We start from the raw sequence: 21,658 nt of genomic DNA on the forward strand, positions 1-21,658 counted from the left end.
ATGACCTTCACTCCGACAGAACTCGAAGCTGAAGGTGCGGCGGGCGGTGAGGCGATCGGCGAACCCGCGTCGTCCTCGCCGCCCGCGTCAGGACGGCGACTCGTCCGCACCTTCCTGCGCGACCGCGTCGCGGTCGCCTGCAGCGCCTACATCCTCATCGTCATCCTCATGGCGGTCTTCGCCCCGCTCCTGGTCAAGCTCAGCGGCTACGGCCCCCTGGAGTTCGACCAGAGCGCCGTCGACTCCAACCTCGGCGGGCTCCCGCTCGGGTGGGGCGGCGGGATCGGCGCCGACCACTGGTTCGGCGTCGAACCGGGCAACGGCCGCGACATCTTCGCCCGGATCGTCTACGGCGCCAGGGTGTCGATGACGATCGCGCTCCTGGCGACCGCCCTGACGAGCGTCCTCGGCGTCGTCTTCGGGCTCGTCGCCGGCTACTTCGGCGGGCGCATCGACATGGTCGTCTCGCGCGTCATGGAGTTCCTGATGGCCTTCCCGGCCCTCATCTTCATGATCGCGGTCCTCTCGGCCCTGCCGGCCGAGAACCGCCAGGCGCTGCTGGTCGTCGTGATCTCCTTCTTCGGCTGGCCGTACCTGGCACGGATCGTGCGGGGCCAGACGATGTCGCTCAAGCAGCGCGAGTTCGTCGAGTCCGCGAAGGCCTCGGGCGCCTCCAGCGCCCAGATCATCTTCAAGGAGATCCTCCCGAACCTCTCCTCCACGATCATCGTGATGACGACCCTCGCGGTGCCCGGCTACGTCGGCACCGAGGCGGGCCTGTCGTTCCTGGGCGTCGGCGTCGTACCGCCGACCCCCTCGTGGGGCCAGATGATCGCGAGTTCCGTGCCCTGGTACGCGGTCGACCCCGCCTACTTCCTGTTCCCGGGCGCGTTCCTGTTCCTGCTCGTGCTGTCGTTCACCGTCCTGGGCGACCGCATCAAGAAGATCGCCGAGTCCGGGGAGGCCCGCTCTTGATCCGCTTCCTCGTGAACCGCCTGCTGGGCATGGCCGTCGTGCTGTTCCTGGTGTGCGTGTTCACCTACGTGATCTTCTTCGTCCTCTCGCCCGACCCGGCCGTGCAGATCTGCGGCAAGAACTGCACGCCCGAGGCGATCGACCGGATCCGCGCGAACCTCGGCCTCGACCAGCCGTTCTGGTCGCAGTTCTGGACCTTCCTCACCGGACTGTTCGCCGGGCGCACCTACGGGACCGGCGCGAACCTCATCGACTGCGCCGCACCGTGCCTGGGCTACTCGTTCCAGTCGAGCCAGCCGGTCACCGAGATGATCCTCCAGCGCCTGCCCGTCTCCGCCACGGTCGCCATCGGCGCCGCCGTGCTGTGGCTGCTCGCCGGCGTCTCGGCCGGACTCGTCAGCGCCGTGCGCGAAGGCAGGTTCACCGACCGGTTCATCACCGGGCTCACGCTCACGGGCATGTCCATCCCCAACTACGTCCTCGGGCTCTCGCTCCAGTTCCTGCTGGTGGTCACGCTCGGATGGCTCCCGTTCCCGCACGCGGTCGCGTTCGGCGACGACCCGGTGCAGTGGTTCGCGAACTTCCTCATGCCCTGGATCGTGCTCTCGATCGGCGCCGCCGCCGTCTACACGCGGCTCACCCGCGCCAACGTCATCGAGACACTCCAGGAGAACTACGTGCGCACCGCGCGGGCGAAGGGCCTGCGCCCCGGCCTGGTCTGGCGTCGGCACGCCCTGCGCCCGGCCCTCACCCCGATCGTCACCATCTTCGGGATGGACTTCGCCGGACTGCTCGGCGGCGCCCTCATCACCGAGACCGTGTTCGGCCTCAACGGCGTCGGCAAGCTCGCCGCCGACTCCATCACCAAGAACGACCAGCCGGTCATCATGGGCGTCACCTTGCTTGCGGCCTTCCTGGTCGTCGTCGGCAACATGATCGTCGACCTGCTCTATACGACCATCGACCCGCGGGTGCGGGTGGGGAGCGCGACATGACGTCCACATCGGATGAACGACCGCTGCTGCGCGTGCGCGGCCTCACGGTCGGCTTCCCCACCGCCGCGGGCACCGTGGACGTCGTCAAGTCGCTCGACTTCGACCTCGCCCGCGGCGGCGCCCTCGGCATCGTCGGCGAGTCCGGCTCGGGAAAGTCCATGACCAGCCTCGCGATCATGGGCCTGCTGCCCAAGGGCGCCAAGCGCACCGGCTCCATCGAGTTCGACGGCACCGAGCTCTCCGAACTCCGCGAACGCGAGATGCAGGCCGTCCGCGGCGACCGCATCGCCATGGTCTTCCAGGACCCGCTCTCCTCCCTCAACCCCTACTACACCGTGGGGACGCAGATCAGCGAGGCGTACCTCTCGCACCGCACCGGCGTGACCCGCCGCCAGGCCAGGAAGGTCGCCATCGAGGCGATGGAACGCGTCCACATCCGCAACGCCCCCCGCAGGGTCGACCACTACCCGCACCAGTTCTCCGGCGGGATGCGCCAGCGGGTCATGATCGCGATGACCCTCAGCATGGAGCCCGACCTCATCATCGCCGACGAGCCGACCACCGCCCTCGACGTCACGGTGCAGGCCCAGATCCTCGACCTCCTGGCCGAGATCCGCCGCGACACCGGCGCCGGGCTCATCCTCATCACCCACGACCTCGCCGTGGTCAGCGAGGTCGCCGACCACCTCATCGTCATGCGCGAGGGCGACCTCGTCGAGCAGGGCGCGGCCGAGCGGATCTTCTGCGACCCGCAGGAGGACTACACCCGCATGCTCCTCGACGCGGTGCCGCGCATCGACGACGAGATCGGCCTGCTGCGCACCGCGGCCGTAGAGACCGGCACCGCCGAGGAGGACCGATGAGCACCGAACCCCTGCTGCGGGCGAGGAACCTCGTCAAGGAGTTCACCGTGCACGGCGGCGGCCTGCTCGGCAGGTCCGCGAAATTCCGCGCGGTCGACGACGTCTCGCTCGACGTCCGCTCCGGAGAGACCCTGGCGCTCGTGGGCGAGTCCGGCTCGGGCAAGTCCACGACCGCCCGGCTCATCGCCCGGCTCATCGACACCACCAGCGGCTCCGTCGAGTTCGCCGGCCGCGAGGTCCACGCCCTCACCGGGAAGGCCCTGCACGCGTACCGCGGCGAAGTCCAGGTCGTCTTCCAGGACCCGTACTCCTCCTTGAACCCCAAGCACACCGTGGAGCGGATCGTGACCGCGCCGCTGGTCTACCAGAAGCGGCCCGTCCCCGGCGGCGCGCGGGCGTTCACCAGGGAGCTCATGGAGCGGGTGGGCCTCGACCCCGACCACTCGGCGCGCTTCCCGGCCCAGTTCTCGGGCGGGCAGGCCCAGCGCATCGGCATCGCCCGGGCGCTGGCCGTGTCCCCGAAGCTCATCATCGCCGACGAGGCCGTCTCGGCGCTCGACGTCTCGGTGCAGGCGCAGGTCATCAACCTGCTTCGGCGCCTTCAGGACGAGGAGGGCTTCAGCTACCTGTTCATCGCGCACGACCTGGCCGTGGTGCGCCAGATCGCGACGCGGGTCGCGGTGATGAACGAGGGCCGCATCGTCGAGACCGGCGACCGCGACCAGGTCTTCGGCGCACCGCGCGACCCGTACACGAGGAAGCTCCTGGCCGCCGTCCCGCGCATTCGGCCAGAATGGGACGCCGCGCGGCGCCGCAACGAGGCGGCCCGCCGGAAACGACAGGAGGCCTGAGGATGACGCAGTATTCGATGCCCGGCATGTGGGTGCGCGAGCACGCCGTCGACGTCCCGCTGGACTGGGACGACCACGGCCGGGGCGAGATCGAGGTGTTCGTCCGCGAAATCGTCGACCCCGACCGCCGCGGCGACGACCTCCCGCTCATCACGTACCTCCAGGGCGGCCCCGGCGGCGCGAACCCGCGCCCGCTGGAGCCGAACGGCTGGATCGAGGAGGCGCTCAAGCACTACCGGGTCGTGCTGGTCGACCAGCGCGGCACCGGGCGCAGCACGCCGCTCGACGCGCAGGCCGTCGCCGAACTCGGCGACGCCGGCGCCGACCACCTCGCCCGCTTCCGCGCCGACTCGATCGTGCGCGACCTCGAGCACGTGCGCCACCGCCTCTACAACGGCCGGAAGTGGGCGACGCTCGCGCAGAGCTACGGCGGCTGGCTGACCCTCGCGTACCTCTCGCACGCTCCGGAAGCGATCGCCGCGGCCTACGTGTGCGGCGGCATCCCCGGGAACCCGATGAGCGCCGACGAGGTCTACCGGCGCACGTTCGACCGCGTCGCGGCCAAGACCGCCGAGTACTACCGGCGCTACCCGCAGGACGCCGAGCGGGTCGGGGCGATCGCCGACCGGCTCGCGGCCGAGCCGGTGCACCTGGCCGACGGCGACGTGCTGACCGTGCACCGCTTCCAGACCCTCGGCATCGACTTCGGCATGAAGCCGGGCTTCGAGCGGATGCACTGGCTGGTGGAGAACGCGTTCATCCGGCCGGGGCGCCTCTCCGAGGGCTTCCTCGCCGACGTGCTCGCCCGCACCTCCTCGGCCGCCAACCCGCTGTTCTGGACGCTCCAGGAGTCGATCTACGGCGACGGCGCGAACGGGCCGACCGCCTGGGCGGCGCAGCGCGAGCGCGACCGGCGCCCCGAGTTCTCCGGGGACCTGCGCCCGCTGCCGTTCACCGGCGAGATGGCGTTCCCGTGGATGTTCGAGGAGGTCCGGCTGCTGCGCGGCTTCGCGCCCGCCGTGAACGCCCTCGCCGAGCGCCGCGAATGGAGCCCGATCCTCGATCCCGACCGCTTGGCGGCCAACGAGGTCCCGGTGGCCGCGGCGGTCTACTTCGACGACATGTTCGTCGACTCCGGTCTGCAACTGGACACGCTCAAGGGCCTCGGCGGCGCCCAGGCCTGGGTGACCAACGAGTTCGAACACGACGGGATCGGCTCGGGCCGGGTGCTCACGCGCCTGCGCGAGCTGGTCCGCGACCGAGGAGGAGAACGGCGATGACCGACACGACACGACCCCCGTACGCGGGCACCCGCTACCCGAAGCTGGCCGAGGTCCCGGCGTTCACCGAGTTCATCGCCCGGGGCTGGGGCGCCGAACCGGTCCCGGCGCCCATGGTGGACGGCGCCGCCGAAGCGGCCGCCTCGCACCGGCGCCGCCTCTCCGAGCGCCTGCCCGGCGCCGTCATCGTGGTCGCCGCCGGGACCGCCCGGGTCCGCAACGACGACTGCGACTACCTCTTCCGCGCCGACAGCGACTTCGTGTGGCTCACCGGATGCCAGACCGAGGGCGCCGTCCTCGTGATGACCCCCGTGCCCGGCGGGCACGACGCGCAGCTGTACGCGCCGCCGCCGTTCCGCCCCGGCGACACCGGGTTCTTCGCGAACGCCGCCCACGGGGAACTGTGGGTCGGCGCCTCGCCGGGCCTGCGCGAGTGGGCCGAGGCGCTCCAGATCGGCGTCGAACCCCTTCCGGCGCTGGACGACCGCAAGGACCTCGGCGGCGCCCTCGCCGCCGGCGCCGTGAGCGAAGCGCTCGTCGCCGAGCACGGACTCGAAGTGTCCCCGCAGCTGGGCCGGAACCTCTCCCAGCTGCGGATGGTCAAGGACGCCTGGGAGATCGCCCAGATGCGCCTCGCGATCGACGCCACCGTGGCCGGTTTCGCCGAGACCGTCCGCGAGATCCCGCGCGCCGTCGAGGACGGCCTGGGCGAGCGCTGGCTCCAGGGCACGTTCGACCGCCACGCCCGCACCCACGGCAACGGCCCCGGGTACGCGACGATCGTCGGCTCGGGCGCGCACGCCCCCGTCCTGCACTGGGTCCGGTGCGACGGCCCGATCGTCCCCGACGCCGCGCTGCTGCTCGACATGGGCGTGGAGGCGAACAGCCTCTACACGGCCGACGTGACCCGCACGATCCCCGCGAGCGGTACGTTCAGCCCGCGCCAGCGCGAGGTCCACGACCTCGTGGAGCGGGCCCACCGCGCCGGTCTCGCGCAGATCCGACCCGGCACGGTGTACCTCGACTTCCATTTCGCCGCAATGGAGGTCATCGCGCAGGGCCTGCACGACTGGGGCCTGCTGCCGGTGTCGGTGGACGAGGCGCTGTCCCCGTCGGGCCAGTTCCACCGCCGCTACCTCGCCTGCGGGATCGGCCACCACCTGGGCCTGGACGTGCACGACTGCTCCAAGGCCGAGTACGAGGACTACATGGGCGCCGAACTCGAGGCGGGCGTGGTGATGACCGTGGAACCGGGGCTGTACTTCCACGCGAACGACCTCACCGTGCCGCCGGAGCTGCGCGGCATCGGCGTGCGCCTCGAAGACGACGTGCTCGTCACCGAGACCGGCTCGGAAGTGCTGTCGGCGGGCCTGCCGATCGACGCCGTCGGCGTCGAGGACTGGACGAAGGCGCTGCTGGCATGACCGTGACACCCCTGGTGCGCCCCTTCGCGCTCGACGCGGTGCGGCTGGGCGACGCGAGCGCCTTCGCCCGCGCCCGTTCAGCACTGCTCCACCTCGCCCGCGTGTACCCGGTCGACCGCCTGCTCGCGGTCTTCCGCCGCAACGCCGGGCTCGACGACCGCGGCGCGGTCCCGCCCGGCAACTGGGAGGGCTTCGGCCACCCCAACGAGGACGCCTGGGGCGAGGGCGACTACCCGGGCCGCGAGAGCGCCCAGACGGCGAACCTGCTGCGCGGCCATTACGCCGGGCACTTCCTGTCGATGCTCGCCCTGGCCGCCGCGGGCGAACGCGACGCCGCACTCAAGTCGAAAGTGGACGATTTCGTCGCCGGGCTCGGCGAGGTCCAGGCCGCCCTCGCGGCCACCGGCCGCTACTCCCACCCGGGCTTCCTCGCCGCCTACGGCGAATGGCAGTTCTCCCGGCTGGAGGACTACGCGCCCTACGGCGAGATCTGGGCGCCCTACTACACCTGCCACAAGATCATGGCCGGGCTCCTGGACGCGCACGAACTCACCGGCTCCGCCCGGGCCATCGAGGTCGCCGCGGCGATGGGCCACTGGGTGCAGGGGCGCCTCTCGCGCCTCGAACCCGAACGGCGCCAACGCATGTGGTCGCTCTACATCGCGGGCGAGTTCGGCGGCATGAACGAGACCATGGCCCGCCTGAGCACCGCCGCGAGCGAACCGCTGTTCCTGGAGACGGCGGCCTACTTCGACCAGGAGAAGCTGCTCGACGCGGGCGCCTCGCGCACCGACGTCCTCACCGACATGCACGCCAACCAGCATCTGCCCCAGCTCGTCGGCTACGTCGAGCAGTACGAGCGGACGGGCTCGCGGCACTATCTCGACGCCGCGATCGGCCTGTGGGACCAGATCGTCCCCGGCCGCACCTATGCGCACGGCGGCACCGGCGAGAGCGAGCTGTGGGGCCCGCCCGACACGGTCGCCGGCGACATCGGGCACCGCAACGCCGAGACCTGCGCGAGCTACAACCTGCTCAAGCTCGCCCGCAAGCTCTTCGCGCACACCCTCGACGCGCGCTACATGGACTACTACGAGCGGACCGTGCTCAACCACGTCCTCGGCTCGCGCAAGGCCGCCCGCTCGGACACGAGCCCCGAGGTCACCTACATGTTCCCGGTCCACCCGGGGGCGCTGCGCGAGTACGACAACGTCGGCACCTGCTGCGGCGGCACCGGACTGGAGAACCACCTCAAGTACCAGGACACCGTCTACTTCGGATCCGACGACGGACTCTATGTGAACCTGCCCGTGGACGCCGCACTCGACTGGGCCGACGCCGGGCTGCGCGTGACGCAGCGGTCGGGCTTCCCGCTCGGCGAGTCGACCGCGCTCGTCTTCACCGCACTCGACGGCGGCCGGCCCGACCGCACCGAGCGCACCGTCCGCCTGCGCGTACCGACCTGGGCCGCAGGCGATCTGGAGCTGCGCCTCAACGGTTCCCCCGTCGACGCCGCACTCGTCCCCGGCGAGTACGCGGCGCTGAAGCGCGCCTGGCGCGCCGGCGACGTGATTGCCCTCAGCGCGCCCGTGTCGCTCCGGGCCGAACCCGCGATCGACGACCCCCGCCAGTGCACACTGTTCCTCGGCGCGACGCTCCTGCTGGCGCAGTCGGAGGCCACCACCGGGCTCACCTTCGGCCTCAACGGCCGGCGGGCCTTCGACGGCGGCCTCATCACCGGCCGCACCGGCGCCGAGCTGCTCGCCGAACTCGCCCGCGAGGGCACGGTCGAACTCGACGGCACCAGGTTCGAACCGTGCTGGTCGGGCCAGGACGGCAGGTACCACATGTACGTGCGCTCGGCGGACGACGAGATCGCCTTCGGCGGCAACGGCACCGGCGTGCCGAACCGGGTCCGCTCCGACGGCGGCACGTTCCTCGACGAACTGTGGGCGCCGGGCGCCTTCGCCGACCGGGCGGCCTTCCTCGACCGCGTCGCGCTCGTCGCCGCGCGCGTGCGGTCCGAAGGCCTCCTCGGCCGCGACGAACTCGCGGCCGTCCTCGAAGGCGCCGCGGCCTTCGACGGCGGTGGCACCGGTGCCACCCGTCGCGCGCTGGTGGTCGCACCCGGGACGCCGCTCGCCCCGGCCCTCGCCGCCCAAGGGCTCGCCGCCGACGCGGCGCCCGAGACCGCTCCCGGCAGCGGGCGCGTCGAGTTCGACGCCGCCGCACCGCAGGGCCGGACCGCGGTGACCGTGTGGGTCCTGCCCGCCGACCCCGGCCCCGTGCCTCCCGCCGTCGCCATCGAGATCCTGGAGGACCCGGCGCCCTCGGGCTGGTTCACCACCGCCCCGCGCGTCCGCCTGCGCGGCTTCGACGTCGACAACCCCGGAAGTCGGTCCGGGCTCCGACTGGAGCTGCGCGTCGCGGGCGGCGACTGGCTCCCGTACACCGAACCGGTCGCGATCGAAGCCGAAGGCGTGCAACGCATCGAGGCCCGCGTCACCGACGGCGCCGGGCGCACCGGCGCCACCAGCCGCGAGGTCGGCATCGACACGCGCCCGCCCGTCTCGAGAGCCGTCGTGAAGGATCTCGGGTCGAGCGTCGAGATCACCCTGCACGCCGACGACGAGGTCTCCGGCGTCGAGCGCGTCCAATGGGAGGGCCCCGGCACGTTCTGGGGGACCTTCCAGGAGGCGTTCGTGCGTACCCTCGACACGGAACCGCAGGTGATCGAGTACGCCGCGACCGACCGGGCCGGCAACGTGGAGCCGCGTCGGCGCCTCGTCATCCCCGGAACCGGAGGTGCGCGGTGACACCCCGATCCGAAGGCCGTGCGGACGGTGAGGTGTACGCTGCGATGCGACGGCGTCGGCCATGGCCTTGCCCTCACAACTGCGTTATCGAAGGGCGAGCGGGAGAGTGACGTTGCCATCCATCCAGCGACTGGAACCGGGTCAGAGTCTGCGGGCGCGGGTCGAGCGCACGCTCGCCACCGCGATCATCTCCGGTGAGCTCGCCCCCGGGACGCTGCTGACCGTGCCCACGCTCGCCGAGCGGTTCGCCGTGTCGGCCACGCCCGTGCGCGAGGCGATGCTCGACCTGGAGAAGCGCGGCTTCGTGGAGCCGGTGCGCAACAAGGGCTTCCGCGTCACGGCCGTGAGCGACGACCTGCTCCAGGACATCGTCGAGATCCGGCTGCTGCTCGAACCCGACGCCATGGCGCGCCTCGCACCGGTCTTCCCCGCAGGCCGCCTGGAGGAGTTCCGCGCCCAGGCCGACGCGATCGTCAAGGGCGCCCGCGCGGGGGACCTCACCGCCTACCTGCTCGCCGACCAGAAGTTCCACCTCGACCTGACCGCGCTGCTCGGCAACGCGGTGCTGGTCGAGACGATCGCCGAGCTGCGCGCGCGCACCCGCCTCGTCGGACTCGTCTCACTGCTGGAGACCAGCATGCTCGACGTCTCGGCCGCCGAGCACCACGAGCTCCTCGACTTCCTGGCCGCGGGGGACGCGGCCGCGGCCGAGGACCTCATGCGCCAGCACATCAGGCACGCCGTCGGATGGTGGGCCGGCAAACCCGAAGCGGCCGAGGGGGAGTAACCCGCGACTCAAGCGGGGGCCGCGCCCCCGTCAGCCCTATTAATATGTGACATATTACTGTTCGGGAAAGGAGGGACCACATGCGAGCGGACGTCGTCGTCATCGGCGCAGGGATCATCGGCGCCGCGTGCGCGCGCGCCCTCGCGCGCGAGGGCCGCCGCGTCGTCGTGGTCGACCGCGGGGCCCCGGCCGGCGCGACCACCGCGCGCGGCGAAGGCAACCTCCTGGTCTCCGACAAGGCCCCCGGGCCCGAACTCGACCTCGCGCTGGAGGCCGCCGCGACATGGCCCGGCCTCGCCGCCGAACTCGCCGCCGAACTGGGCGACGCGTTCCCCTCCATCGAGTACGAACGCAAGGGCGGCATCGTCGTCGCCCTCACCGAGGCGGGCGCCGCACCGCTGCGCGCCTTCGCCCGGAGCCAGGCCGCCGTCGGCGTGGAGGCCGCCGACCTCAGCGCCGCCGAGGCGCTGGCGCTGGAGCCCCACCTCAACCCCGACCTCACCGCGGCCGTCCACTACCCGCAGGACGCCCAGGTCCAGCCCGTCGTCGCCGCCGAGGCCCTGCTCGCCTCCGCGAGGCGCGCGGGCGCGCGCGTAGTCCAAGGCGACGCGGTCCTCGGCGCCCTGCGCGACGACGCCGGCCGCATCAGCGGCGTCCGCACCGCCGCGGGCCGGATCACCGCCGACCACGTCGTGGTCGCCGCCGGGCCGTGGTCGGGCTCGGTGGCCGCATCGCTCGGCGCCGACATCCCCGTGCGCCCCAGGCGCGGCACCGTCCTGGTGACCGCCCGCATGCGCCAAAGGGTGTTCCACAAGGTCTACGACGGCGACTACTTCGGCGCGACCCAGTCGGCCGACGCCGCGCTCCAGACCTCCAGCGTCGTGGAGTCGACCCCCGGCGGCACCGTCCTCATCGGATCGAGCCGCCAGCAGATCGGCTTCGACGACCGCCTCGACGTCGCCGTCCTCGCCGAGGTCGCCCGAAAGGCCCTGCGGCTCTTCCCGTTCCTGGAGACCACGCCGGTGATCCGCTCCTACGGCGGCTTCCGGCCCTACATGCCCGACCACCTGCCCGTCATCGGCGAGGACCACCGCCACCCCGGCCTGTGGTACGCCACGGGACACGAAGGCGCCGGGATCGGCCTCGCCGGGGTGACGGGCGCGCTCCTGTGCGCGCAGCTCGCCGGCACCGCCCCGGCGCTCGACCCGGCCCCGTTCCGGCTCTCGCGGCCCAGCCTCGCCCCGCACCTGGAGGCGCCATGAGCGACATCGTCCCCTGGGGCGCCGACCCGATCCGGCCCGCCGAGCCCCGGCCGCTGCGCCTCACCGTCGACGGCGAGACCGTCGAAGGGCTCCAAGGCCAGTCGATCGCGGGCGTCCTCCTCGCACAGGGCCGGACCGCCTGGCGCTCCACCACCGCGGGCCGCCCCCGCGGCGTCTTCTGCGGGATCGGCGTCTGCTTCGACTGCGTCGCCACCGTCAACGGCGAGAGCGATGTGCGCCTGTGCCTCAGGCGGGCCGCCGACGGCGACGCCGTCGAGACCCAGGACGACCACGACTCCGCGGAAGGAGCACGCCCATGACCCGCGTCCTCGTCATCGGCGCCGGGCCCGCCGGGCTCGCCGCCGCCGCGGCCGCCGCCGACGCCGGCGCGCGCGTGACCCTCCTGGACTCCGGCGACGGCCTCGGCGGGCAGTACTGGCGGCACCTGCCGCCGCAGCGCCCGAGCCGCCGCGAAGCCCGACTCCACCACGGCTGGAAGCACTTCCAGCACCTCCAGGCCCGCGTCCGCGACCGCGTCGAAGTGATCACCGAGGCCCAGGTCTGGGCGATCGAGACCGCGGGCGGCACCACCGCGAGAGTCCTCATCGGACCGAGCGACGCCGCGGGCCGCGAGTCCCGCCGCCTGACCGCCGACGCGGTCGTCCTCGCCCCCGGCGCCCACGACCGCACCCTGCCCTTCCCCGGCTGGCACCTCCCCGGCGTCTACTCCGCCGGGGCCGCCCAGGCCCTCGCCAAAGGCGAGCGGATCCGCGTGGGCCGCAAGGTCGTCGTCGCCGGCGCCGGGCCGTTCCTGCTGCCGGTGGCCCAGTCGCTCACCGGCGCGGGCGCCACCGTCCTCGGCGTGTACGAGGCCGCCCGGCTCCCGGCCATCGCCAGAGGCTGGCTGCCCCGACCGCAGCGCCTCCTCAGGACCGCCCACAAGGGACGCGAACTCGCCGGGTACGCCTTCCACCACCTCTCCCGCCGCGTGCCCTACCGCCTCGGCCGCGCCGTGGTCGAAGCGCGCGGCGACGGACGCGTCGAGGAGGCCGTCATCGCCCGCCTCGACGCCGACTGGGCCCCGATCCCGGGCACCGAGCGCACCGTCGCCGCCGACGCCGTCTGCGTCAGCCACGGCTTCACGCCCCGCCTGGAACTGCCCATCGCCGCCGGGTGCGCGATCGGCCCCGACCGGTTCGTCCAGGTCGACGCCGACCAGCGCACCAGCGTCCCGGGCGTCTACGCCGCCGGGGAGATCACCGGCATCGGCGGGGTCGACGCGGCCCTCGTCGAAGGCCGCATCGCCGGGCACCGCGCGGCGGGCGGCGACCCGGCCGCACTCGCCGGGGACCGGCGCCTGCGCCGCGCCACCACCGACCTCGCCCGGCGCATCGAAGCCGCCCACGGCATCCGCCCCGGCTGGACCTCCTGGCTGCGCGACGACACCGTCGTCTGCCGCTGCGAGGAGGTCCCCTACGGGCGGCTGCGCGACACGGCCGCCGCCACCGGGCAGTCCGCGCTGCGCTCGGTGAAACTCACGACCCGTGCGGGCCTGGGCATCTGCCAGGCGCGCATGTGCGGGCGCACCGTCGAGGAGCTCACCGGCGCTTCGACCGGCGACCCCTGCGACACCTCCGACCGGCGGCCACTGGCCGCGCCCATCCGACTCGGCGACCTCGCCGAGCTCGCCACCGCGCCCAACGGCGACAGTGCGTAGAAAGGCACTTCCATGAGTGACAAGAAGTTCGACCTCGGCGGCGTCATCGTCGCGACCACCCTGGCGTTCAAGGAGGACCCGAAGGCGCCGGGCGGACTCGCGGTCGACTACGACAAGTTCGCCGAGCACTGCGACTTCCTCGTCGGCAACGGCTGCCGCGGCGTCGGCCCCAACGGCTCCCTCGGCGAGTACTCCTCCCTCACCGACGAGGAGCGCCGCAAGGTCATCCAGGTCGCCGTCGAAGCGGTCGCGGGCCGCGGGCTCGTCGTCGCCGGCGTCCACGGCGTCGGCTGGCACCAGGCCGTCAAGTGGGCCGAGTACGCGAAGGAGGACGGCGCCGACGGCGTCCTGCTCCTGCCCCCCACGATCTACCGCGCCAACCGCGGCGAAGTGCTCGAGCACTACGCCAAGGTCGACGAGGTCGGCCTGCCGATCATGATGTACAACAACCCGATCGACACCAAGGTCGACCTCACCCCCGACCTGGTCGCCGAACTCTTCGAACTCGAGAACGTCGTCGCGATCAAGGAGTTCTCCACCGACATCCGCCGCGTCACCGAGATCAGGGAGCGGTGCGGCATCGACGTCATCGCCGGCGCCGACGACCTCCTGTTCGAATCGCTCGTCATGGGCGCGACCGGATGGTTCGCCGGCTACCCGAACGCCTTCCCGCGCGAAGCCGTCGAGATCTACGACCTCGTCGTGGCCGGGAAGCTCGAAGCGGCCCGCGAGCTGTACACCGGCCTCGTCCCCGTCTTCCGCTGGGACACGAAGACCGAGTTCGTGCAGGCCATCAAACTCTCGATGGACATCGCCGGCAACAGCTACGGTGGACCGACCCGCCCGCCGCGCGGGCCGCTCACGCCCGAGCACCACGCCCAGGTCGTCCGCGACACCCGCCGCGCGCTCGACTTCGCCGCCGCACGATGAGGCATCGGTCGGGAACACCGCTCCGTGTTCCCGACCGCCTCGCGACCACCACCGATTGGACCGACATGAGAACGACACGGCTCATCAGCGCCGTCGACTCGCACACCGAGGGCATGCCGACCCGGGTCGTCACCGGCGGCGTCGGCACCATCCCCGGCGAGACCATGAACGAGCGCCGCCTCCACGTCATCGAGCACATGGACGACCTGCGGCGGTTCCTCATGAACGAGCCACGCGGCCACGCCGCGATGAGCGGCGCCCTCCTCCAGCCGTCCACGCGCCCCGACTGCGACTGGGGCGTCGTCTATATCGAAGTCTCCGGGTGCCTGCCCATGTGCGGGCACGGCACCATCGGCGTCGCCACGGTGCTCGTGGAGACCGGCATGGTCCCCGTGGTCGAGCCCGTCACCGAGATCCGCCTCGACACGCCCGCCGGGCCCGTCACCGCCCGCGTCGACGTCGTCGACGGGCACGCCGAGTCGGTCACGATCGAGAACGTCCCCAGCTACGTCGACGTCCTCGACACCACGGTCGAAGTCCCCGGCCTGGGCACGGTGCCGTACTCGATGGCCTTCGGCGGCAACTTCTACGCCATGGTCGACCTCGACGCCGTCGGCCTGCCCTTCGACCGCTCGCACCAGCAGGAGATCATCGCCGCCGGCCTCGCGATCATGAACGCGATCAACGAGACCGCGCCGCCCGTGCACCCCGAGATCGCCGGACTCGACCACTGCCACCACGTCGAGTTCATCGCCCCCGGCTCGGACGCGAAGCACTCGCGCCACGCCATGGCGATCTACCCCGGCTGGTTCGACCGCTCCCCTTGCGGCACCGGCACTTCCGCCCGGATGGCCGAACTGTGGGCTCGCGGCGAACTCCCGCTCGACGCCGACTTCGTCAACGAGTCCTTCATCGGCACCCGCTTCATCGGGCGCCTCGTCGCCGAGACGACCGTCGGGGACCGCCCGGCCGTGATCCCCCGGATCACCGGCCGCGCCTGGGTGACCGGCACGGCCCAGTACACGCTCGATCCGACCGACCCGTTCCCGTCGGGATTCCAGTTCTAGGAGAACCAATGACCGACACGCCGACCGAAGCGCTCGACGCGATCGCGCGCACCGCCGACGACGCCGCGCACGCGCTGGCGCTCAGCGCTCCCGCCGCCCGCGCCGCCGCGCTCAACGCCGCCGCGGACGCGCTCACCGCGAACGCCGACGAGCTGGTGGCGCTCGCGATGGACGAGACCGGACTGGCGGAGGCGCGGCTGCGCGGCGAATTGAAGCGCACCGCCGTCCAGCTGCGGCTCTTCGCCGACACGGTCGTCGACGGGACCTACCTCGACGCCCGGATCGACCGGCCCGACCCCGAGTTCGCGCTCGGCCCGCGCCCCGACCTGCGCCGCGTCAACGAACCGGTGGGCCCGGTGCTGAACTTCGCCGCGAGCAACTTCCCGTTCGCGTTCTCCGTCGCGGGCGGCGACACCGCGGCCGCACTCGCCGCGGGCAACCCCGTGATCGTGAAGGCCCACCCCGGCCATCCGCGCCTGTCCGAGCGCACCGCGGCCCTCGTCGCCGCCGCGCTCGAAGGCGCCGGACTGCCGACGGGCACCTTGCAGCTCATCGAGGGCCAGGACGCGGGCACCGCGATGCTGAAGCACCCGCTCGTCAAGGCCGCGGCCTTCACCGGCTCGACCGGTGCGGGCCGCATGCTCGCCGACATCGCGGCCGCGCGTCCGGCGCCGATCCCGTTCTACGGCGAACTCGGCAGCGTCAACCCGGTCTTCGTCACCGCCGGAGCGATCGAGGAGCGCGGCTCGGCGATCGCGGCCGGACTCGTCACGAGCGTCGGCGGGTCCGCCGGGCAGCTGTGCACGAAACCGGGCCTGGTGTTCCTGCCCGAGGGCCACGGCCTCGCCGAGGCGGTCGCCGCCGCCTCCGCCGCCATCGCCGAGCACCGGATGCTCAACCCGCGCATCGCCGCGGGCTACGCGCAGCGGCGCGAAGCAGTCCTGGGCGCCAAGGGCGTTCGCGTCCTCGCCCCCGGCGAGGTCCGCACCGACGAGGACGGCCAGGCCTGGGTGACGCCCACGATCGCGGCCGTCGCGCTCGACGACCTCCGCGCGGGCGGCGACACGCTCCTTCCAGAGTGCTTCGGCCCGCTCGCGATCCTGGTCGACGTCCCGGACGGCGAGCGGTACGCGGACCTCTTGGAGGAGCTCTTCGAAGGCAACCTCACGGTCACCGTGCACCGCGCCGAGGGCGACGACGTCGCGCGGCTCGTGCGCGCCGCCGCGCGCCGGGCCGGCCGGGTCCTGTTCGACGGCTGGCCCACGGGCGTCGCGGTGACCCCCGCGATGCAGCACGGAGGGCCTTGGCCCGCAACGACCTCCGGCGGTACGAGCGTCGGCACGGCGGCCATCGGCCGCTTCGTGCAGGCGGTGGCGTACCAGAACGCACCGGAGGCTCTCCTCCCGCCGCCGCTGCGCGACGACAACCCCTGGGGCGTGCCGCAGCGCATCGCCGAGGCCGGCGAATCCGCCCGCTGGGGCGGTGCGGGGAACTGAACCGGGCGTCGAACGGGCGGTCATCGACTCGGTGGCCGCCCGTCGGCGTGGGGCCTGGCGCCTCCGCTCCGACCCTGCTAAATTAGGGCAGCCTAAATTGATTTAGCATCGGCTAACTCACGGGGCGATCGGAGGACTGCAATGCGCCCATCCGCGGCTGAAGTCGCCCGCACGCTGGCCCGCGGCCGCCTGAAGGGGGCCCTGCGGTTCGCCGACGGCATCCCGGTGACCGGCTTCCACCACGCCACCGACCGCACCGGCAGGCCGCTGCTGCTCGCCGCCCCCGGCGACGAGATCACCGGGCGCCTCCGCGAGAGCGGCGCCGCCCCCGACGTCTCGCTGACCGTCGACGACGTGCCGCCGCTGCGCGGCGCCCCGAGCCTGGGCCGCATCCGCCTCACCGGCACGCTGAGCCGCGTGCCCGAAACCGCGACCCGCGCGGCCGTGCTCGAATACGCGCGGTCCAACCCGATCCCCGAACTCTTCGACGTCGGCGACCGGATCACGATGCACCGCATCGAACTGCGCCGCGTGTCCCTCAACCGGCCCGGCTCGACCGAGGAGATCGACCCCCTCGACTACGCGGCCGCGGAGCCCGATCCGCTCCACGAATGCGAAGGCGACCTCCTCCAGGACCTGGCCCACCACCACTCCGCGCAGCTCGACCACCACCTCCGGCACCTCCTCGAGGCCAAAGGGGCCGCCTACGCCGGCGTGCCGCGCGCGATGCGGCTCGACCGGTACGGCTTCGTCATCGACCTGGGCGACGACACCGCCGGCCCCGCGCACGGCCGGTGGCTGCGCCTGGAGTTCGCGCGCCCGGTGTGCAGCCAGCACGACCTCGCGCACCTGATGCACCCCATCCTGTTCCACCATCACACCGCCGACGGCTGCGAACATTAGGGCCCGTCCCGAACCGTTTTCGCCGAACGCTTGACATTGACACGATGTCAAGGTCTTGACTGGGTGTCGGAGGTGGTTCCGATGAACCCACGGCACACGAAAGCGGCCGACGCCCTGGCCGGCCCCGACTCGTCGACGCGGCTCAAGGCCGCGCTCACGATCGGCACCGACCCCGACCCGGCCTCGGCCGAGGCCCTCATCGCGCGGTGCGCGGTCGAGAGCGACTTCTACGTGCGCGACATGCTCACCTGGGCGCTGACCCGGCTCCCGCCGGACGTCACCGTGCCGAGGCTGCTCGCCGAACTGGACTCGCCGAACACCCAGGCCCGCAGCCAGGCCCTGCACACGCTCTCGAAGATCGGCGACGCCCGCGCCTGGCCCGCGATCACGCGGTCCCACCTGCGCGACCCCGACGACGAGGTCGCCCGCAGCGCCTGGCGCGCCGCCGCCGCCCTCGTCCCCGACGGGGAGGAGCGGCACCTCGCCGAGGAACTGGCCGCGCAGCTCGGTCGCGGCGACCGGGACGTGCAGCTCAGCCTGAGCCGCGCCCTCATCGAACTCGGCGCGGTGGTCGAACCGGTGCTCAAGGCCGCCATGGAAAGCCGCGACCCGGTCGTCTACGCGCACGCGAAGGCCACCGAACGACTCCTGGGCGACCCCGACGCCGCCTTCGAGCTCGCGATCCACGAGGCCAAGCGTGTCGTAGCGCTCGGCGACAAGGAGGCCTGACCGTGCTCATCGGCGAGGTCGCGCGCCGTTCGGGCGTCAGCACCAGGATGCTCAGGCACTACGACGCGCTCGGACTGGTGCGGCCCACCGGCCGCACCACCGGCGGCTACCGCGAATACGCCGACGAGGACATCCGCCGGATCTTCCACGTGGAGAGCCTGCGGACCCTGGGCCTGTCGCTGCGCCAGATCGGGCAGATCCTGGACGACCCCGGGTTCGACCCGTCCGCGCTCATCGGCGACCTCATCCGCGGCACCGAAGCGCGGCTGAGCCGGGAGCAGGAGCTGCTCAAGCGGCTCCGCGCGGTCGACTCCTCGGAGCCCTCCGGCTGGGAGGACGTCCTGCGCCTCGTCCAACTGCTGCACGGGCTCGGGTCGCCGAACGCCGCGCGGCGGCAGCAGGCCGCGCTCGCACCGGAGGCGGAGATGCCCGCCCCGCTGCTGGCCGAGGCGGTCCTGGCCGAATCCGATCCGCACGTCGCCGGGGCGCTGCGGTGGGCGCTCGCCCGGGCCGACCGCGACGTGGTCGCCAGCCTGGCGCCCGGCCTCCGATCGGAGCGGGTCGAGGTGCGGCGCCGCGCGGTGCTCGCGCTCGCCGAGATGCCCGGCGACGAGGCGGCCGCGGTGCTCGCGGAGGCCCTCGACGACGCGGACGCGACGGTCCGCCGGCACGCCGCCCTGGCGCTGGGCGCCCGGGGGGCCGCCGCGGCGGTCCCGGTGCTCGTCGCCATGGTGGTCGACGGCGCGAACGACGTCGAGGCCGCCGAGGTCCTGGGGGATCTCGCATCCGATCCGGAACGGGCGGAACGGATCAGGGACGCCCTGGCCGACGCGCTCGACGCGCCGCCGATGGACGCCGCGGTGCGGATGCGTCTCGTCCAGGCGCTCGCCGAGATGCCCGCCGCCCTCGCGCTGGAGGTGCTGCACGGCCTGGCCGGGGACGACGACCGGACCGTGGCCCGAACCGCGACGGCTTTGGCGGCCGTGATCGAGGGCCGGGCGGGCGGCGCCTGAGGGGCCGGCCGCCCGGCCCGCTCCACAGGACGGGCCCCAGCCCTCACGTCTCCGACCGGGGCCGGTATACGCCCACCAGCACGCCGTGCCGCGCTTCACCGTCCTCATCGGGCAGTTCGTGGACCATGTCCTCCAACGTCTTCCGCAACCGCTGCGCCTGCGCCTCGCTCAATCGGACGTTGCGCAGCAGCACCAGCGGATCGCCCTCGTCGGTGAGGATCTCCTCGGCCACGGCCGCGAGGACCACCTTGGTCGTCTCGCCGGTGTCGTACCGGATCCGCTCGGCGGTCCGCTTGAAGTACTGCTCCGTCCCGCCCCTGACCTGCCGCGTGTGGTCGAGCCGCACCAGGCCGGCCTCCCGCAGGATCTTCAGGTGGTGACTCGCGCTGCCCTTGCTGATCTCCAGGTCGGCGGCGAGACGGCTCAGCGTCGCGGGCTCCTTCCCGAGGGCGAAGAGCATCCGGTGGCGCACCGGATGCCCCAGCGCGCGGTACTGCCGCGTCGTGGCGATCGTCATCGATTCGGGGTCGGCGGCTGTCATGAATCAAGTGTCCAGAATACTGGACGCTTTGTCAAATCGGTGGTTCACTACTAGGGACCCGCCCTCAGGAGGACTCCATGCCGCCATCCGCCGCCACCGTCGTTCCGGACGTCGTCCGGCTGCTCCGCGAGCACTACGTGTTCCCCGACGTCGCCGACGAACTCGGGAAGACCCTCACCGCGCACGCGGCCGACGGCCGCTACACCGACGCCGACCAGGCCCGCCTCGCCGAGCTCGTCACCGCCGACCTGCAATCGGTCAACGGCGACCTCCACCTGCGGCTCAAGCACAGCGCGGCCGAGTTGAGCGACACCCACGACGACGAGGCGACCCAGCTGCGGCAGATGGCCGAGTGGAGCGACCTGACCTGCGGCGGCGTCGCGCACGCGCAGCGCCTGCCCGGCAACGTCGGACTGCTGAAGATCGCGCCGCTGCTGTTCCCGCCCGCCGTCGCAGGGGAGAAGGTCACCGCCGCGATGAACCTCCTCGCCGCCACCGACGCGCTGATCCTCGACCTGCGCGAATGCCTCGGCGGCGACCCGAACACGGTCGCCCTCGCCTACAGTTACCTCACCGACTTCGAGCCCGTGCAGCTCTCGGGCATGGCGAAGCGCGATCCCGCGGACTTCGAGCAGCTGTGGACCTTCCACGTCCCCGGCGCCAAGTTCGGCGGCGCGAAACCCGTCTGGGTCCTCATCAGCGCCACGACCTTCTCCGGCGGCGAGGCGCTGAGCTTCGACCTCCAAGAGCGCGGCCGGGCCGTGGTGATCGGCGAGCGGACCAGGGGCGGCGCGCATCCGCGCCAGGGCTTCCGCGTGGACACCCACCTGGAGGTCACCATCCCGACGGCCCGCTCGGTCAGCCCGATCTCCGGCGGCAACTGGGAAGGCGTCGGCGTCACCCCGGACGTGCCGACCACTGCGGACGACGCCCTGCCCGAGGCCCACCGCCGCGCCCTCGAAGCGGTCCTGGCGCTCGGCGCGGAGGGCTTGCGCGCACCGGTCGCCGACGAAGCGGCCCAAGCACTTCGCGCCCTTGCCGAGTGACGCGAGGGCTTCAGCGGCCGGCGAGGAGCCGATCGATCGTGGCCCTGCCGCCGGCCGTCCAGGTGGGCTTGCCTCCGGTCTGGCCCAGTTCCCCGGCGCGGCCGACCTGCATGAGGCCGAAGGCCCGCATGAGCGCCCAGCCGCGCGCACGGCGCACCGTCGCCGCGTCGGCCAGCGGATGGGCGTCGAGGAACGCCGCGATCGCGTTCTCGGGCAGCAGCATCCAGGCCGCGCAGAGGTCGGCGGCCGGGTCCGCGGCGCACATGTCGCCGAAGTCGATGACGCCGGCGAGCGTCCCTCCGGCGGTGAGCACGTTGGCCGGGTGGAGGTCGGCGTGGATCCAGACCGGCGGCCGGTGCCACGGCTCGGCGGCGACCGCGTCGTCCCAGATCGCCTGCAGCGCAGGGATCTGCTCGGCGGAGAGGAACCCGCCGGAGTGAAGGTCCATATCGGGGTGCTGATGGATCGGCATGCTGCGGTGCGGATTGCGCGGGGCGTCCGCGGGCGCCTCCCGGTGGAGCGCGGTGAGGAACGCCGCGAGGGCCGCCGCCGATCGCGGGCCGTCCTCGACCGGGGCCGAATCGGCCGGACTGCCCGGGACCCAGGAGGTCACCAGCCACGGCTTGGGGAACGCCCCGGTGGGCTCGCCGAGGCGGACCGGGGCGGGCACGGGGAGCGGCAGCCGCGGGGCCAGCACCGGGAGCCAGCGGTGCTCCTGTTCCAGCAGAAGGGGAGCGCGCGGGGTCATAGGGAAGCGGACGGCGAGTTCGTCGCCCAGGCGCCACATCTGGTTGTCCCAGCCGCCCTGGAAGCGCTCGAGCGGCAGGTCGGCCAGGTGGGGGAGCTGCTCCTTGAGGAGCGTGCGGATCATCGCCTCGTCGATCATCGGGTCGCTCAAGCGGGCGCCTCTCTGTTCGCGGATCGCGTCCCAAGGTAGCAATCCGCGATCCGGCGGCGGTGCGC

General features: G+C 72.8%; 20 protein-coding genes. 18 read left to right on the forward strand and 2 right to left on the reverse strand.

The features are described 5' to 3' along the window. From BLQ63_RS07865 to BLQ63_RS07945, 17 genes are all read left to right on the forward strand, one after another. On the forward strand, positions 1–975 hold the full coding sequence (locus BLQ63_RS07865; protein ID WP_091031265.1) for an ABC transporter permease: 975 nt from the start codon (positions 1–3) through the stop codon (positions 973–975). After that, positions 972–1,970, forward strand: coding sequence for an ABC transporter permease (locus BLQ63_RS07870; protein WP_177154828.1), 999 nt, complete (start codon positions 972–974; stop codon positions 1,968–1,970). The genes BLQ63_RS07865 and BLQ63_RS07870 overlap by 4 nt, the downstream gene beginning before the upstream one ends. Further along, positions 1,967–2,833, forward strand: a complete 867-nt coding sequence (locus tag BLQ63_RS07875; RefSeq protein ID WP_091031270.1) for an ABC transporter ATP-binding protein — start codon at positions 1,967–1,969, stop codon at positions 2,831–2,833. The genes BLQ63_RS07870 and BLQ63_RS07875 overlap by 4 nt, the downstream gene beginning before the upstream one ends. Further along, a complete protein-coding gene (locus BLQ63_RS29600; RefSeq protein WP_091031274.1) occupies positions 2,830–3,684 on the forward strand; it encodes an ATP-binding cassette domain-containing protein in 855 nt (284 codons plus the stop codon). Before BLQ63_RS07875 ends, BLQ63_RS29600 begins: the two co-directional genes overlap by 4 nt. A gap of 2 nt (positions 3,685–3,686) precedes the next feature. Continuing rightward, on the forward strand, positions 3,687–4,964 hold the full coding sequence (locus BLQ63_RS07885) for an alpha/beta fold hydrolase (protein WP_091031278.1): 1,278 nt from the start codon (positions 3,687–3,689) through the stop codon (positions 4,962–4,964). Beyond that, complete coding sequence (locus BLQ63_RS07890; RefSeq protein WP_091031282.1) at positions 4,961–6,388, forward strand: aminopeptidase P family protein; 1,428 nt, start codon at positions 4,961–4,963, stop codon at positions 6,386–6,388. Before BLQ63_RS07885 ends, BLQ63_RS07890 begins: the two co-directional genes overlap by 4 nt. Continuing rightward, a complete protein-coding gene (locus tag BLQ63_RS07895) occupies positions 6,385–9,204 on the forward strand; it encodes a beta-L-arabinofuranosidase domain-containing protein (RefSeq protein WP_091031285.1) in 2,820 nt (939 codons plus the stop codon). Before BLQ63_RS07890 ends, BLQ63_RS07895 begins: the two co-directional genes overlap by 4 nt. 106 nt (positions 9,205–9,310) lie before the next feature. After that, the gene (locus BLQ63_RS07900; RefSeq protein WP_091031291.1) at positions 9,311–9,991 is read left to right on the forward strand and encodes a GntR family transcriptional regulator; all 681 of its coding nucleotides are present in this window, start codon (positions 9,311–9,313) and stop codon (positions 9,989–9,991) included. A gap of 80 nt (positions 9,992–10,071) precedes the next feature. Further along, on the forward strand, positions 10,072–11,253 hold the full coding sequence (locus BLQ63_RS07905; protein WP_091031294.1) for an NAD(P)/FAD-dependent oxidoreductase: 1,182 nt from the start codon (positions 10,072–10,074) through the stop codon (positions 11,251–11,253). Further along, positions 11,250–11,573 carry a (2Fe-2S)-binding protein gene (locus BLQ63_RS28785; RefSeq protein ID WP_091031297.1) on the forward strand — a complete coding sequence of 108 codons (324 nt, stop codon included), beginning with the start codon at positions 11,250–11,252 and terminating at the stop codon, positions 11,571–11,573. Before BLQ63_RS07905 ends, BLQ63_RS28785 begins: the two co-directional genes overlap by 4 nt. Beyond that, entirely contained in the window at positions 11,570–12,970 is a 1,401-nt protein-coding gene (locus BLQ63_RS07915; RefSeq protein ID WP_091031301.1) for an FAD-dependent oxidoreductase, read from the forward strand. The genes BLQ63_RS28785 and BLQ63_RS07915 overlap by 4 nt, the downstream gene beginning before the upstream one ends. A 12-nt stretch (positions 12,971–12,982) precedes the next feature. Continuing rightward, on the forward strand, positions 12,983–13,900 hold the full coding sequence (locus tag BLQ63_RS07920; RefSeq protein WP_091031304.1) for a dihydrodipicolinate synthase family protein: 918 nt from the start codon (positions 12,983–12,985) through the stop codon (positions 13,898–13,900). 65 nt (positions 13,901–13,965) lie between these two features. Continuing rightward, complete coding sequence (locus tag BLQ63_RS07925; RefSeq protein WP_091031307.1) at positions 13,966–14,967, forward strand: proline racemase family protein; 1,002 nt, start codon at positions 13,966–13,968, stop codon at positions 14,965–14,967. Positions 14,968–14,975: 8 nt separating this feature from the next. Beyond that, entirely contained in the window at positions 14,976–16,463 is a 1,488-nt protein-coding gene (locus BLQ63_RS07930) for an aldehyde dehydrogenase family protein (RefSeq protein WP_091031310.1), read from the forward strand. Between the two features lie 141 nt (positions 16,464–16,604). Continuing rightward, a complete protein-coding gene (locus tag BLQ63_RS07935; RefSeq protein WP_091031313.1) occupies positions 16,605–17,366 on the forward strand; it encodes a hypothetical protein in 762 nt (253 codons plus the stop codon). Positions 17,367–17,447: 81 nt separating this feature from the next. Next, a complete protein-coding gene (locus BLQ63_RS07940; RefSeq protein WP_177154830.1) occupies positions 17,448–18,095 on the forward strand; it encodes a HEAT repeat domain-containing protein in 648 nt (215 codons plus the stop codon). Between the two features lie 2 nt (positions 18,096–18,097). Then, the gene (locus BLQ63_RS07945; protein WP_091031318.1) at positions 18,098–19,108 is read left to right on the forward strand and encodes a HEAT repeat domain-containing protein; all 1,011 of its coding nucleotides are present in this window, start codon (positions 18,098–18,100) and stop codon (positions 19,106–19,108) included. A gap of 43 nt (positions 19,109–19,151) precedes the next feature. Here the strand turns inward: BLQ63_RS07945 and BLQ63_RS07950 are convergent, their stop codons facing one another. After that, complete coding sequence (locus BLQ63_RS07950; protein ID WP_218125130.1) at positions 19,152–19,649, reverse strand: helix-turn-helix domain-containing protein; 498 nt, start codon at positions 19,647–19,649, stop codon at positions 19,152–19,154. 77 nt (positions 19,650–19,726) lie between these two features. Between BLQ63_RS07950 and BLQ63_RS07955 the strand changes: the two genes are divergently transcribed. After that, a complete protein-coding gene (locus tag BLQ63_RS07955) occupies positions 19,727–20,695 on the forward strand; it encodes a S41 family peptidase (RefSeq protein WP_091031321.1) in 969 nt (322 codons plus the stop codon). Positions 20,696–20,705: 10 nt separating this feature from the next. On the opposite strand, the gene BLQ63_RS07960 is transcribed toward BLQ63_RS07955, so the two are convergent. After that, positions 20,706–21,593: an aminoglycoside phosphotransferase family protein gene (locus BLQ63_RS07960; RefSeq protein ID WP_218125131.1), complete on the reverse strand. Its 888-nt coding sequence runs from the start codon at positions 21,591–21,593 to the stop codon at positions 20,706–20,708. Positions 21,594–21,658: the final 65 nt, after the last annotated feature.

It is taken from the genome of Glycomyces harbinensis (assembly GCF_900101745.1).
GTDB classification, from domain to species: Bacteria; Actinomycetota; Actinomycetes; order Mycobacteriales; family Micromonosporaceae; genus Glycomyces; species Glycomyces harbinensis.

Coding starts and splice junctions, on each gene's coding strand:
- BLQ63_RS07875 (WP_091031270.1), top strand. CDS start 1,967: ATGACGTCCACATCGGATGAACGACCGCTGCTGCGCGTGCGCGGCCTC.
- BLQ63_RS07930 (WP_091031310.1), top strand. CDS start 14,976: ATGACCGACACGCCGACCGAAGCGCTCGACGCGATCGCGCGCACCGCC.
- BLQ63_RS29600 (WP_091031274.1), top strand. CDS start 2,830: ATGAGCACCGAACCCCTGCTGCGGGCGAGGAACCTCGTCAAGGAGTTC.
- BLQ63_RS07915 (WP_091031301.1), top strand. CDS start 11,570: ATGACCCGCGTCCTCGTCATCGGCGCCGGGCCCGCCGGGCTCGCCGCC.
- BLQ63_RS07865 (WP_091031265.1), top strand. CDS start 1: ATGACCTTCACTCCGACAGAACTCGAAGCTGAAGGTGCGGCGGGCGGT.
- BLQ63_RS07890 (WP_091031282.1), top strand. CDS start 4,961: ATGACCGACACGACACGACCCCCGTACGCGGGCACCCGCTACCCGAAG.
- BLQ63_RS07950 (WP_218125130.1), bottom strand. CDS start 19,649: ATGACAGCCGCCGACCCCGAATCGATGACGATCGCCACGACGCGGCAG.
- BLQ63_RS07940 (WP_177154830.1), top strand. CDS start 17,448: ATGAACCCACGGCACACGAAAGCGGCCGACGCCCTGGCCGGCCCCGAC.
- BLQ63_RS28785 (WP_091031297.1), top strand. CDS start 11,250: ATGAGCGACATCGTCCCCTGGGGCGCCGACCCGATCCGGCCCGCCGAG.
- BLQ63_RS07925 (WP_091031307.1), top strand. CDS start 13,966: ATGAGAACGACACGGCTCATCAGCGCCGTCGACTCGCACACCGAGGGC.
- BLQ63_RS07905 (WP_091031294.1), top strand. CDS start 10,072: ATGCGAGCGGACGTCGTCGTCATCGGCGCAGGGATCATCGGCGCCGCG.
- BLQ63_RS07955 (WP_091031321.1), top strand. CDS start 19,727: ATGCCGCCATCCGCCGCCACCGTCGTTCCGGACGTCGTCCGGCTGCTC.
- BLQ63_RS07935 (WP_091031313.1), top strand. CDS start 16,605: ATGCGCCCATCCGCGGCTGAAGTCGCCCGCACGCTGGCCCGCGGCCGC.
- BLQ63_RS07885 (WP_091031278.1), top strand. CDS start 3,687: ATGACGCAGTATTCGATGCCCGGCATGTGGGTGCGCGAGCACGCCGTC.
- BLQ63_RS07920 (WP_091031304.1), top strand. CDS start 12,983: ATGAGTGACAAGAAGTTCGACCTCGGCGGCGTCATCGTCGCGACCACC.
- BLQ63_RS07895 (WP_091031285.1), top strand. CDS start 6,385: ATGACCGTGACACCCCTGGTGCGCCCCTTCGCGCTCGACGCGGTGCGG.